Origin of the sequence: Gordonia sp. SGD-V-85, from assembly GCF_001456905.1 — a bacterium.
GTDB classification, from domain to species: Bacteria; Actinomycetota; Actinomycetes; order Mycobacteriales; family Mycobacteriaceae; genus Gordonia; species Gordonia hongkongensis.
This window is the reverse complement of the sequence record NZ_LNQO01000021.1, coordinates 1-13,242: the sequence shown is the minus strand read 5'-3', so window position 1 is coordinate 13,242 and position 13,242 is coordinate 1. Positions and strand designations below refer to the sequence as shown.

Genomic DNA, 13,242 nt, shown 5'->3' with positions numbered 1-13,242 from the left:
CGGTGGGTGTCAGGCGCCGGCGGTGCAGGCCCAGATGATCGTGCGGGACCCCGGCCCGGACTCATTCGCCGCGGCTACCTCCGCGGACCGTCGGGTCGGGGCGTAGGCCCACCCCCACCGCAAGGTGCGGGGCTGCTGGGTGACCGCACCGCAGTTGCGGGCCATCTGCACCACCCACCGGCAATCCGACGCCCGGCATTTCGCTTCGGCGGCCCGCTTGGCCGCCGACGCGGTGGCGTAGTTGATCGCATAGGCGGTGTTGCCGGTGCGCTGGGAGATCGCGATCGCACCGTAGACGTTCTCGGCGGCCTGGGCTGGTGCCGGCGCCACCAGCAGCCCAGCACCAGCAGCCACCACGGCCAGAGCGGTCACCGCCGCGCGCACACCACGAGTCGAGATAGGCATCAAGAGGGGGCTCCTCATCCGGGAATCGAGAACGCCTCGACCCTAAAGCGCGTGTCCCACGAGCTGAGGGGTCGAGACGGGTGGTTTCGACCGTTCGAATGGGGCACCGACCGCCCGATGTCAGACCCGACTGTGCAGGCACGACAGCGGGCGCACTATTCTGCAGCCGAACAAGAGGATCGTGCAGATCCGGGTTTCGGGGGAACCGTTCGGGGTTCGCGCAGCAACACACTGGAACAACACCAGTGTGCAGCGGTGGCCCGGGTGAGGTCGTTGGTCCTCCGCCGCAGGGGCTGCAGGAGAGAAACGAGACCCTGATGAAGCGTTGGTACCCACTCGCGGCCGCAGCCGCGGTCACCGCGGGCATGCTGGCCGCATGCTCAACCGGCGGCGAACCCGCACCCGAATCCTCAACAACCGGCAGCGCCGAGCCGACGGTCGATCTGGCCGCCCTCGATCCGGGCGCCTACCCCACCGAACCGCGCCCACCGTTCGGTGTTGCCGACGACTCACAACTGGTGCAGGTCGAAAGCCAGCGGATGGCACAGTTCATCGTGGTGCCCTTCGAGGTCGACCCGGACCTGACCGCCCCGGACAAATCCAACGCACCGATCACCAGCCGCCGCAACCTGGTGCCACACATCAACGCCGACGCGGCGGTGATCCCGGCAAACGACGCACTGCTCGGCGGGTTCTCGTCCCTGTTCACCACCGCGCCGACCGAACGTGACAACCCGCGCGGCCTGCACAACATGGTGCTGCGCTACGAAACCGCCGCTGATGCCCGCGCCGCCGCGCAGCAACTCGCCCAGGTCAGCGCCCGCCAGCAGAACAGCCCGGTCACCAGCCTGCCGGGGGTCGAGGGTGCCTACGCCCTCGAGACCACCCGCAACGACAAGAGCTACTTCACGACCTACACCCCGCACGGGGTGTACGTGATCTACGAGTTCGCCTCCTCCCTGGCCGCCCACTCCGACCAGCTCGAGCCGATGGCCCGCAAAGCAATCACGTTGCAGTCGGCGCTGATCGACCAATTCCCGCGCACCCCCACGGCTGCGGAGAACGCCGCCCGCGGCAACGGCGGAGGATTCCAGCCGCCAAAGATAGACGAGAACAGCATCCTCATCTACGCCCTGCCCTACACCGACACCGAGATGGAAAACGGCATCACCGGCCGACCACAGCAGAGCATGCGCGCGGTGTACGGGCCGCGTGGCTTGTCGCACTTCTCCACCGACCCGGCCGGCATCTTCAACGACCTGCGTGCGGCCGGCTCGACCGCGAACGCGATCGAGCGTTCCATCGTCTACCGTGCCGACACCAAGGAGCAGGCCGCCACGCTGGCCGCTACGAGCGAAGCCGACGATCAGAAGATCGACGCACCGCCCGGGCTGCCGGCCGCCAACTGCTCTGCCCAATCCAGCGCTGACGGCAAGTACACGATCTATCACTGCAAGGTGCAGGTCGGCCGCTACGTCGGAGAAGTGCAGTCGCCCAACAAGACTGACGTCTACCAGAAAGCCGCGGCTCAATATCTGATCCTCACCAAGGCCGACCAGAACGCCAAGTAGACGGGACGAGAGGCGACGATGACGCGCAGCTACCTCGGTCGCTCCATCGCCGCGGCCGCGGCGGTGACCGCAGTGCTGGCCGGCTGCACGGTCGACGGGCAGCCCAGCTCAGCCACATTCACCGACCCTGCCGTGCAGGTTGATGCCCTCGACACCGGTGACTACCCCACCCGGGCGCGAGCCCCGTTCGGGCGCGCGGTCACCGACCCCGAGCGGGTCGAGGCGACCCGGATGGCGCAGTTCGTGCTGGCGCCGTTCGAGGTCAATCCCGATCTCACACATGGGCAATGGCCTGTCGGCGAGTTCGACGACGCTGCCGGGATCGGGCGCGCGGTCGTCCCGGGCGCGGCCGACGTTCCGGCCAACGCGGAGTTCATCACCGGATTTGTCACCACCGCCGACAACGGGGATGCCAACGTCGGGGCTGTTCGTCACCTGCTGCGGCATGCGGTCCTGAAATATCGCAACCCTGCCGACGCCTCCGCCGCCGCTGAGCAAATGAGTGCCGCGGTCGCCGAAATCGACAACAAGCCCATCGTGCCGCTCGACGGGGCGCCGGGCACCCGAACTGTCATCCAAGATTTCGGTGCGTCCACAGCGATCCTGGCTGTCACCGCTCACGACTCGTATGTGTTCTTCGATCGGTACTACGGCCCCACGACGCAGTTCCGCAGCGGAGAGTCGTTGGTGCGTATGGCCAACGCGATCACTCAGCAGAAGATTTACATCGACGAGTTCACGCCCACCCCCGACGGTGAAACTCCGCTGATCGACCCCGACGCCATCCTCATCTACGCGCTGCCGTTCACCGCGGCCTACCTGCGGGCGAACCCCGACTCCCCTGACCGCGGAGCGGTGTACGGGCCACGCGGCATCGCCCACACCAGCACCGACCCCGTCACCGACTTCGAGGTGCTGACCAAGATCGGCTCGGATGCCAACGCAGTGGAGAACTCGGCGGTCTTCCGCGCGGACACCGCCGAGGGCGCGCGCACCTATCTCGACAGCTTCCTCGGGTCCAACCGCACCCGAGGCTGGACCGGCGCCGACAACCCACCAGGCTTGCCCACCGCCACCTGCCAAAAGCACCCAACAAGCCAAGCACACAGCTGCGCACTGACTGTCGGGCGATACGGCGCCCAGGTCATCGGCAACACCAAAACCGATGCTCACCAACAAGCCTCGGCCCAATACCTGATCCTGACGACCGCCGACCAACGAGCACACTGACCGACGACATCGCACACGTCGTCGTCATCTCCCCGCAGACAGAGGTGCCCGGACCCGCCACCGCGGGTCCGGGCACCGAACCCACCCCGAATGTCAGGGGCGGAAAACCTTCAACTGCCCAGCGTCACCGATCGGATCACCGTAGCCACGACGAGTGAAGTCGTCGTTGCCAACTGGATCGCCGTACTCCGCACCGAATTTGAAGGTGAAGGGCTCCTGACTTTCGGTGGCACCACCATGCACATGGTTGATTCCGAAGTCCGAAACCCACGGGCCCGTCGCCGCGGTCGCGACACCCGCTCCGAGGCCCGCGAGGCCCGCTGCAAGCACAGCGCCGGCGAGCAGACGAGTCGAAGTTGTTGCCATAGGTTGGTTCTCCAATCGGGTGAGAGGTGGCCGCTGCGGCGACCCTTACACCCGTCAGTTGCTGTGTAGTCACCTAAAGGTTCCCGAGTTTCGACGCCCGACACCCGACACCCGGCCGATCATCAACGGCCCGCCAACGGAGGTGTGCCAGCGTGAGCAGGCGTCCAATCCGGCCCAGCACTATCTCTTTAGACCCCGCGGGAACTTCGCTGTGGCGTGATGTCGGACTGTCACGCAGAGTCCTGATGATCGCGGTGACACCTAAGCAGCGTTACTTGTCTGCATGTGACTACGCACCAACGAACGAGCCAACGGATAGTCGACCTTCCCGTTGGGCCGCGTCGGGAACCGCCCATACCGTGTCCGCGAGGGCGCTGCGATTGGCAGTGCGATCGCTTGCGGATCCGTTGCCACTCTGCCCGGACCTCGATACCTTCGCTTCCCTCTTTGCTTTCGCCAGCTAAGTTCTTCATCCCACCAGTCGCGAACCAGTCGATCGACGAGATGGCTCTGTGCCCGTCGGACCATTGCGCCGTAAGATCCGAATGCGACGGCTACTTCGTCCCACCTATCCCTGGAGGGAGTCAGTAGGTTCAGCTCCCGGAAGTAGCGAAGCCACGCACGGACGCACCGGCTGGAGTAACCCGTGGCACTCACAAGACCGATCACGGATACGTGACCACCCTGCCAGGCTGCATGGATCCTCTCGGCGATTCCGCCTAGACCTTCTCGCCAAACCCAGATGTCGTGGTGGGCATGGTGGAGTCGCAGGGTGGAGCTGGCAAACGGGGGGCGTGTTTCCCCTTGTGTTGCAGCTGTGTCAAACGCAACATGTGCGAGCTCCCAGGTTGCCGACTCTGTCCCCTGCGCCTCAGCGACTCGTCTGATCCAGCCTTCTGCCTGGAGGCGGTGAAGTGCCCTCGATGCTGTTGCGGCGTGAACGTTAGCGGCTTCGGCTAGCCGGCGAACGTCGATGTTCACGGTCGTTGTGTGCGCCTGAGCGCACACAACGAGGAGGCTGTGCAGGACCCGTTCAGCACTGGCCCACCCCTTCCGTGCCCAAGTTGCGGGATCTGAGTTCGCTGCAGCGAAGACAGCCTCAATGTGAGTGCGGACTGGGTCGTCGACGGTGTGGTCGCCTTGCGCTCTTGGCCACGCTGTCTCGGCAGCAGTACGCAGTGCTTTATGCCATTGCGTGAGGGCGTGCGCCTCGTTCTGGCGGAGGTCTTCGCGCAAGCGGACGAGTCCAGGCTTGTGCAGATGTTGAAGCACATCAGTCCAACACCAACCGCTAGCGGCCATCCCGAGCATGATCGACCACGCGTGTGACGAGCGATCGTCGGCGGCTGTGAGCCGCGTGGCTAGGCGCTCAGCCGTAGTTGAGGATAGTTCGGTTCGCGCGCGATCAACCCGTGTGGCAGGCCCCTGCCCGACCAGACGTAGGCCGATAGTCGTAGTGCGCTGCGTGGAGTTTTGCCGCGCGGTTGTTGGGAACCTCGCTATCAGCCACTCAGCTAGGTCGGGTGGCGCCGGCCGAGCCTGCATGTCCCTGACGGCGTTGCCCAGTTCCCGTCCGGTCAATAGTGGCGTCGCGTTGCCGCCCGACCGGTGCACAGACCCGGGGATCCGAACTGCGCCCGACACGGGGTTGGTAAGCGGAGAGATGTCGAGGGTTGGAAGGTGCGCGCGCAGCCTACGAGCAAGGTCGGCGACTTTCTCCGCGGGTATCCCTGGGTCAATGACGCGCACCCAGATGTGCCGCCCTCCTGAGGGCCCCGACTGCACTTGCAGGTGGCTCACACCCAAGTCGGTTAGGACGCCGGTAAGTACGTTGGCATCCACAGCAACGGCCTCGGGACCGTACGGTCCTGCATCCAGGTCGAATGCGAGCAGCGTGTACCGGGAATGGCGGTCCGCTAGATACGTCGCGATAGGCACCGGTGGCATTCGTTCTGGCCATGGTGCTGATCGGTATCTGTGTTCATTTGTTGCGTCGACACGCACTGTGGAGCGGGGCGACCACTGCCTCCATTCACTCAGCATGTCCACCCACTAGTGGGTGAGTGCTGCGGACGAATGCAGTCGATTCCCCGCGTGTGGTTGTGCGACACGCGGAGCACAGGGATTGCGGGCACTCCTAGAGGGCGCACGCTACCCTGAGATCTGTCCGGCAAGACAGTCCCTTCGGGGATGGGCGAGAGCCCGTGAGACCGAGCTGGTAACTCAGTCTCGAAACTTCAGATCAAGGACCCTCCGACTGGTAATCGGGGGGTCCTTGTGTTGGACCTCGCGCGTTATTCAGATGTCAGCGTTCGGAAGGTTCGGAGGCTCCCTTCTGGGTTGGCGATGCTAGGCGCGCAGCGTGAAGGTGGCGCAGGGTAGGAAAGATCTGGTTCGCGTCGAAGGCGCGGCACCGGCGTTGATCGACCGTCGTCGGGAGTAGGGGCCGATCGTGGTGCTGGGCTGAAGAACTGCGCAAGCTCGAGCACGATCTTCCGCAGGGACGATCGAGCCGCGGTGCAGCGGCCACCCTAGGACCGGTGCTGCCTGCGCGTCCTGCAGTCATCACACCCCCTCGTCGGCTCGAATCACATCGGTGTAATTGTATGAGCGCTAATTCCGCGCGATTTTATGTTGGTGCTGGACGGCGGGTCAGGGGACATCGAGTAGGGCGGTTCTCGCATCTCCGCAGGTCACCTGCGTTGTGCGGCTGTATTTTCGCGCGAATTTATGCCACACTGGGTGGATGGATCGGTCCGCTGACGGCCGGCGTGGGCGCCTTGGCGCACCCACGCCAGTTCCGGCAGCTATCGAGAACCGGTCGACCAAAGCTCCGGTAGTGACGGCGTACTGCGCTGACCCGCAGTGCCGAAAGGAGTTTCGTAGGACCGCGGGTCGTGGTCGGCCTCGAATCTATTGCTCGGATGCCTGCCGGCGCTCCGCCGAGAACGCCGCTCGACGAATTTCCGCGCAACTTCAGCATCATCGCGAGATGGCGCAGATGCTCGAACGCGACCTTGCGGCGTTCGATTCGTCCGCGTCACCCAAGTCCAACCCGGAGCCCTCGTCAGTCGCTGGCTTAGACACAGCCGTTGCCCGCGCGGAAGGTGTGCTCCTGGGGCTTTCAGACGGGAGTGTTCTGGCAAGCGAGTTCACTCGCTTGCTGGACGCAGTTCGTGCTGCGCAGCCCTCGCAGCAGCAACATAGAGCGGGCTAACCGGCAGGCATCGACAAGCCGTCGGCCTGTCGGTAGAAGCGGCACCGACTGAGTCACAGGCGCGCCTCAAGCGGGCCATCAGTAGTTCGCCGATTGGGTCAGAAGATCTACTCCGCCGCGGTTCTCCGCTCCCCCACCGGCCAGCGGTGCGCGTCGAGAGCCAGCGCGTGACTACAGTTACCGGATCACGACAGCATTTGCGCACCGTTGACCTGCGCAAATCGAAACCGCCTCCCAGTTCCCCGCAGAACGACGAAATTGAGTTTTCCTATCCCCTAGGGCCAAAATGGGTGACAGCTCGTCACGGTGCGATCTGGAGTCGTTTACGTAAGTCTGCCGTCTCAGCGCGATTGCCAGGACTCCTGTCAGCCGCACTAAGCGTTCATTCTTGCTTCCTCAGCCCAACGGGTCGTCGGTACGCGATCGCCCACCTTCAGAATCGAACATCTCCCGCCGGCCCATACGGCCGACCCATACGGCTGTCATCCGGTTGGTGACGACGTCGCCTCAGTTCTCGGAACCCCGCCGCAGCCATCACTCAGCAAGTCTCCCGAAGTGCCGAGAGCCTGGTGGCACTGGGCCTAGCGGCCGAACTCGAGGGGCCGGCGGGCGACACCGGTGCCCCCGGGGGAGTGAAACGACTCGGTGATCTACGTAGAGCACGGAGTTTAGGTGCCCGCCTTGAGCTGCCGCTTGTAGTTGTGGCACTGGTTCCCCGGTCAGCATCAGGTCATCCTGAGTGAGCCCGGTTCAGTTGTGGGCCTATGTCGGTGTCGTGACCCAAAAAGGGGTCCGCCCGGCCAATCCACAGACTTCGAGGACCGCTGTCACATGTTAGCGGATGGCTGCGGCGAGGTAGACCAGCGATCGAGCAAGGCGGACGCGAGCCCCAGTCATCATTGGTGGGACGAAACTCGTCGTGACGAGCTGCGCTGTGGTCTCATGTCTTTATGACTTTGTGCACCCGTGTCGCGGATGGTCAAAGCCGTCCCACCGGGTCAGGTCACTCAGACGCGCAAGTCTGCGCGGGGACCGCTTCGTTGAGCTGTCGGTTCACAAGCCACTCGGTCGACAGCCGAGCTGCGTGGCTATGCCACCGGGCGCCTTGGTCTTTCAAGGGCCTAGTCGAGAGCGCGAAACTCTCTCGGGCGCAGACACGAAGCTTTTGTTCGTCCTGGGTATCGCATCCGCGATCCTGGTTTCCGACTTTCGTTCCCCGCAAACGTGGCTACCGACCGCGTCGATGGCGACCCGCATGCGCACAAACAGCCTGTTCAGGTCGTAATAATGCACGCATTACTTCACGCTGCAAGGCGCGCAGCCACGCGCTCAGTGCAGTCGACAAGACCGTCTAGATGAATCGGGACAACACTGTGGTCACGGAGCTGCGCCCTACGCCCCCCAATGGGCCTTCTAACACGCACTACGACATCCGAGGAAGTGCACCCTCGTTGGTTGCTGCTCGGACCTTCTGCGTTAATGGCCGCCACCAGTCAGACCGCACGCCGACAAATACGTTCCTACGTCTACCTGGACGTACCTTGCACTTTTCGGCGCGCCATACATACAGCGTGAAGTGCCGCACCGATGTACGGGATGGGCCGCAGCGTCCTTACCCCCATACGCTGCGCTGCAGCAACGAACGTACCCACCCGATTACGAAAGCCCATGTCGCACTCAGTACACGTTGCTGTGAAGTGCTAAGTACTGGGCTGCTTGCGTGCGCTCGCAAGGCGACCTATGCGACACAGAGCACTCATGTCCGCATGCACCGCCATAACTTGTTTCACGTTGCAAGCGTTGTGCGTCTAACTGTTTCTCCGTTTACCGGCTCCGCTGATGCGGTACACGAAGATCGATGTACACACCGAACTACTGAACACATACCCTTGCGCGGTGATGGCAGCTCTGTCTAAGCAGTTATGTCTATACGTAACGCAGGACGTAGATGTCGCCCGCCCACCAGGTACATCGTCGTTGTTAACGCCTCGATCATTGCCAAGCTCAAGTGAGTATCTGCGGCGTCGCGCACGGGAGACCTCGCGGTAGAACGCAAAGTCGTCCGTAGCGTGTCGTACACCGCGCGAACCGATGTGCGCTGTTATCCTCTGCGCATAGCGGACCCCAAAGCGCCCGGGAGGTACCGCCTTCCTGCGGTCCATGCGCACCACCCCATTGGAGGACTCAGTGCAACACCTATCTCAACCCGCACTGTCTCGGGTTGTCACGATCGCAAACGGCAAGGGTGGCGTCGGTAAGACGTCCACGGCGACAAATGTCGCTGGTTTGGCCGCTGCCGCCGGCTGGCACGTCCTGTTCATTGAGCTCGATCCGCAGGGCAACGCGGGACGCGACCTAGGCTACGAGATTGATGGGTCCGGGGATTCTGGACAACAAATCTTTGACGCGATCATGCAGGAGAAGGCACTACGACCCAGTCTGGTCAACTACCGACCCAATCTGGACGTACTTCCGGGTGGGAGCAGACTCGACGATCTGGAAGCGATACTGATCGGACGTTCTCAGCGTTCGCCAGGTTCACACAGGCAACTTGCAGATGCGTTAACTCCCATCGCAGCTGACTATGACCTTATAATTATCGATACCCCACCTACACGACCCCATCTTCTACGGTTGGCACTGGCTGCGACACGTTGGATCGTCATCCCGACAAAACCGGACGACTCGAGCATCGACGGCCTGCAGAAGCTCGCTGACGAAATGGTTAGTGCCAGGTCAACAAACCCCGACATCGAGGTCCTGGGCGCCGTGCTTTTCGGCATCGAGGTCGCTGCGAAAGCCATTCGTAGAGAGGCGCGAGCCAAGCTAGACGCAGCGCTAGGAGGAGTGGCCCCGCTGTTCAATTCCGTTGTGCGCCATAGCACCATGACCTCGGTTCAGGTACGGGAGAAGGGTTTGCTCGCCCACGAGCTGGCCGAGCAAGTCGACAACGCCGAGCCGTACTGGAAGGCCCTCAAGGAAGGCAGACGGCCCGACCGTGTGCCAGGCACCGCGCCGTCTCTCGCTGAAGACTACGTCCTCCTCGCCCAGGAGATCCTCCAGGAGATCGACCGACGCGAGACCGAGCAAGATTCCTCCGCAGAGCCGACACACGAAGGAGCACCCGCCTGATGGCCACCGATCGCAAGCCTGTAACCGGTCTCGCGAGGACCGGCGGCGTCCCGGGGCCGCCGCCCCGTAGGCCATCTGCTCCTGCCGCAGCACCAGCGGCGATCCCAGCTGTACCCGACGGCCCAGCGCTACCGCACGATCGACCGCAACCGGCAGCGTCCACTCGGCCTATCTCGCGAGGTACCCGACGCCCGAAACGCGTCGAAACCCGCCCAGACGAGATGCTGGTGCCAGTCACCCTCTCGCTTCCCACGCCACTCTGCACAGCCACCAAGGCGCACAACAAACAGAACGAAACAACTATCGCCGGGACATTGATGGACGCGATTGTCGCCAATCATGACCGCTTGCCGGCGTTAGTAGAGAAGCTCAAACGCCAGCACCACGACGATGGGCTGTTCGTACGAATCGAAGCCAGACCCGAAGAGGAGCGATCTTCCCTGACGTTCCGGATGCTGGGTCGCAACCTGACTGTCATAGACCGCTTAGTTGTCGAAGTCGGTGCCGAGAATCGCTCGCAGCTGTGCAGGGCAGCTCTAGAAGCCCACCTCCAGTCTGAATCAGTGGATTCAGAGTAAGCCGGTACGCCCAACCCCTCGGACGGTTCATCCCTACCGGCCGGTACGGCGGTTCGCTGGCACGAGCTGCACACCCAAACCCGCGGCGTCGCAGCAGTCACGCGGGGTAGGGGGCGACCGGTCCGCGCGATCACCGCAGTTCGATAGTGATGGTCGACGAAGAGCGTCTAAGGTCTGTAGACGTAACGAAACGACGCAACGGTCACGCAAGGGATTGCCAAACCGTACCGCCGCAGGCGAGCCTCGGATTCGCCCGCGTTCGACGGACGCGCAGGGTGTTTACCCTTCATTTCGGTCTAGTATCGGTGTACCTTCGGTTTGCCACCACCAATGGCGTCTTGTGGCGCGACGCGATGAACAAAGACTGCGCGGCCTAAAGACTGGTTTTGCCGGATAGTGCTCTCGGGTCGGGTTGGAGGTTGTATTAGACCAACCCGACCCGCAGGGCCACCGAACCTAGCAACGCATGAGGAGAGCACCGACTCCGTGTCAGTCAACCTGCTCTGACTGACTCGCTACGAACTCAGCGAAACGCGTTTCGTATCGCCGAACCTGAGGCATCGACATCGAGTAGCCGGCTAGCCACCTCAAGTAGTTGAGGTCATCGCTGTCTGAGGCGGACTCGCCTTCCGGCGGCGGCATTCGCAGATGATCATCAAGAACGAGGATCAGATCAGCGAGAGTGCCGTCGCGACGCGCTATTTCTGCCTGCCTGATTATCCACGCTCGGGTCAATCTGTCGGTCGCATGACGAAGATTCGACACCACAACGCGCTGGTCCTCGGCGAGCGAAGGCGACAGGTCATCGACAGCGCGCACCTTCCGAGTCAGTTCGGCCAGCGCGTCGGTTCGAATGAACACTCCGTACGCAGAGGGCGTCAGGGGACGTGTGGGGCGAGAAGAGATCGGGTCATTCGTGCCCGCGGCCAGATCGGTCGTGGGCTCATCTCGCAGAGGTTTCGGATCTCCTCCCTCGAAAGCGCGAGCGGCGCTTCCCGCGGACCACCGCAGCGGAGCGTCCAGCTTAGTCAACGTGACGAACCGCGGTTTAGCCATCAAACCCTGCTCGAGGCGTCGCACAGTCGCGTCACTCGGCCCGCCGGCGAGGCTTATGTCGGCTTGCGACAGTCCCAGTTCCTGCCGGCGCCGCTGCACGAGGCGCCCAAAGCGCAAAGCATCGGCCACACCCGCACTCTAAGCGCCGTGGACCCGTTCCGGGGCAGCCCCCTCCCCAAATGTCACTAGTGCAAGGCTACCGTCGGTTTACATTCGGTTTAGCATCGGGTTATAGTTCGGACTGGCGCTCGGATAATGAAAGCCGTTTGTAGGGTTGAGCCGCCAATAGAGCAGCTTATGCACTGGAGATACACATGCACAGCAATTAGACACAGGGTCTCAGACTACGAGTTTGACCCCGGCCCGGACGCTGCAAAGTTTGGCGACTCGAACGGCGTCCGGACCGGGTGAATACCAGCTCGATGCGGTATGTGCGGGCATCGAGGCGGGCGTTGAGCAGTGTACCTGCGGGTATGGGCTGACAACGGTCGTCTGGGGTGGGCTGCTCCTACAGCTTCGAGGAAACCCTTGGAGTGAAGGACTCGCATGACGAACCTTCTTGAGCCCGATCCTCGTGGGCCAGATTGGTCTGGGCGTGTTGCTGTCGACTTTCGATCGATGGCACGGGTCCCAGGCTCCGGAGAGGGACGGTCAGATTGCCGTCGAACAGTCCCTCTCCGGAGCGGTGGTTGGCGACTGCACGCGAGCGCGATTGATTTGCCGTCGAACGGCTCGCGTGTGGTCGCCGGAGGGGTCAGCTCCCTGTCTTTCGATGGGGGGCCGGCCCGGTGACCAGTGTAGAGGTGATTGATCCTGTCCAGAGGGGTGGACAGGACTCGCGACGCTCGCCCTGGGGGGCGGCCTTGGCGGTGATGGCTACGGCGGTTATCGCCCTGGCCAGTGTCGGGGTCGGGAACGTGTCGGCGGCGCCAGCGCAGCCGGGGGGTTGCCCGGGTCTGATGGTGTACGCGGTGCAGGGCACCGGCCAGTCGTCGCCAGACGCTGATCCGTCCAAGGACGCGGGGTTCCTGTCCCAGGTACTCCATCCGGCGATCACGGCCGCGCGCGGGGACATGGACCGTGCGTATGTACCCTATGACGCTGGCTTCGGTGGTGCTGTGGCTGGCGGAAAGGTCCCGTACGAGCAGTCCGTTCAGGGCGCAGTCGCCAAGACCTTGTCCTGGATCAAAGACAAGGCCGCCGCGTGTCCGGCCACGAAGTTCGGTCTGGTCGGTTACTCCCAGGGCGCTCACGTCACTCGGATCGTTTTGAACGACATCGTCGGTGGCAAAGCAGCGATCGGCGCCGACAAGCTGGCTCTGTTAGCCAATCTCGGCGATCCCGGCCGACCTGAGGGTGCGCCGTTGTTCCCCGGTAAGCCGGGGCAGACCTCTCCTGACCCGGTGCCGGGGACCAGCGGCGCGAACGTGTCCAAGGTCGTGGCGGTGTCGACGACCAACGCGCCGGGCGGCGGTATCGCCCCTGTCGGCGACGTTGAGGACACGTCGTACCAGGCCATCGCGGGGCGCTATCTGTCGGCGTGCACGCCTGGCGATCTCGCTTGCGATGCCCCGGCGAATGCTCCGTTGGCGCGGTTGGTCACCAACATCGCCGGCCAGTCGGAACTCAACCCGGACGATCCGATCGGGTCGTTGTCGACGATCGCCGAAGCGCTGGCACTGACCGC

At 63.4% G+C, this 13,242-nt stretch carries 9 protein-coding genes; 5 read left to right on the top strand and 4 right to left on the bottom strand.

From position 1 onward, the window contains the following. Window positions 1-9: 9 nt before the first annotated feature. Entirely contained in the window at window positions 10-405 is a 396-nt protein-coding gene (locus AS181_RS19740; protein ID WP_058253236.1) for a DUF4189 domain-containing protein, read from the bottom strand. Window positions 406-722: 317 nt separating this feature from the next. Here AS181_RS19740 and AS181_RS19735 point away from each other — a divergent pair, with 317 nt between their 5' ends. After that, window positions 723-1,976 (top strand): DUF7373 family lipoprotein, encoded by a 1,254-nt coding sequence (locus tag AS181_RS19735; RefSeq protein WP_058253235.1) that lies wholly within the window; start codon window positions 723-725, stop codon window positions 1,974-1,976. An 18-nt stretch (window positions 1,977-1,994) separates the two neighbouring features. Beyond that, window positions 1,995-3,206 (top strand): DUF7373 family lipoprotein, encoded by a 1,212-nt coding sequence (locus AS181_RS19730; protein WP_058253234.1) that lies wholly within the window; start codon window positions 1,995-1,997, stop codon window positions 3,204-3,206. A 93-nt stretch (window positions 3,207-3,299) separates the two neighbouring features. Here AS181_RS19730 and AS181_RS19725 read toward each other — a convergent pair whose 3' ends face one another. Together AS181_RS19725 and AS181_RS25775 are read right to left on the bottom strand one after the other, a co-directional pair. Beyond that, window positions 3,300-3,572, bottom strand: a complete 273-nt coding sequence (locus tag AS181_RS19725) for a hypothetical protein (protein ID WP_139114228.1) — start codon at window positions 3,570-3,572, stop codon at window positions 3,300-3,302. Between the two features lie 261 nt (window positions 3,573-3,833). Continuing rightward, window positions 3,834-4,874 (bottom strand): helix-turn-helix domain-containing protein, encoded by a 1,041-nt coding sequence (locus tag AS181_RS25775; protein ID WP_368072899.1) that lies wholly within the window; start codon window positions 4,872-4,874, stop codon window positions 3,834-3,836. Window positions 4,875-8,949: 4,075 nt separating this feature from the next. Between AS181_RS25775 and AS181_RS19715 the strand changes: the two genes are divergently transcribed. Together AS181_RS19715 and AS181_RS19710 are read left to right on the top strand one after the other, a co-directional pair. Next, window positions 8,950-9,921, top strand: coding sequence for a ParA family protein (locus AS181_RS19715; RefSeq protein ID WP_058253231.1), 972 nt, complete (start codon window positions 8,950-8,952; stop codon window positions 9,919-9,921). A 227-nt stretch (window positions 9,922-10,148) separates the two neighbouring features. After that, window positions 10,149-10,499 (top strand): hypothetical protein, encoded by a 351-nt coding sequence (locus AS181_RS19710; RefSeq protein ID WP_139114226.1) that lies wholly within the window; start codon window positions 10,149-10,151, stop codon window positions 10,497-10,499. A gap of 489 nt (window positions 10,500-10,988) precedes the next feature. On the opposite strand, the gene AS181_RS19705 is transcribed toward AS181_RS19710, so the two are convergent. Continuing rightward, the gene (locus AS181_RS19705) at window positions 10,989-11,684 is read right to left on the bottom strand and encodes a helix-turn-helix domain-containing protein (RefSeq protein ID WP_231742572.1); all 696 of its coding nucleotides are present in this window, start codon (window positions 11,682-11,684) and stop codon (window positions 10,989-10,991) included. An 842-nt stretch (window positions 11,685-12,526) separates the two neighbouring features. On the opposite strand from AS181_RS19705, the gene AS181_RS19700 reads away from it, so the two are divergent. Next, window positions 12,527-13,242, top strand: a 716-nt coding sequence (locus AS181_RS19700; RefSeq protein WP_175404359.1) for a cutinase family protein, incomplete at its 3' end; no start/stop codon positions are given.

Excerpts from the sequence above, each read along its gene's own strand:
- AS181_RS19740 (WP_058253236.1), bottom strand. The coding sequence starts at position 405 with ATGCCTATCTCGACTCGTGGTGTGCGCGCGGCGGTGACCGCTCTGGCC.
- AS181_RS19735 (WP_058253235.1), top strand. The coding sequence starts at position 723 with ATGAAGCGTTGGTACCCACTCGCGGCCGCAGCCGCGGTCACCGCGGGC.
- AS181_RS19730 (WP_058253234.1), top strand. The coding sequence starts at position 1,995 with ATGACGCGCAGCTACCTCGGTCGCTCCATCGCCGCGGCCGCGGCGGTG.
- AS181_RS19725 (WP_139114228.1), bottom strand. The coding sequence starts at position 3,572 with ATGGCAACAACTTCGACTCGTCTGCTCGCCGGCGCTGTGCTTGCAGCG.
- AS181_RS25775 (WP_368072899.1), bottom strand. The coding sequence starts at position 4,874 with ATGGCCGCTAGCGGTTGGTGTTGGACTGATGTGCTTCAACATCTGCAC.
- AS181_RS19715 (WP_058253231.1), top strand. The coding sequence starts at position 8,950 with ATGCGCACCACCCCATTGGAGGACTCAGTGCAACACCTATCTCAACCC.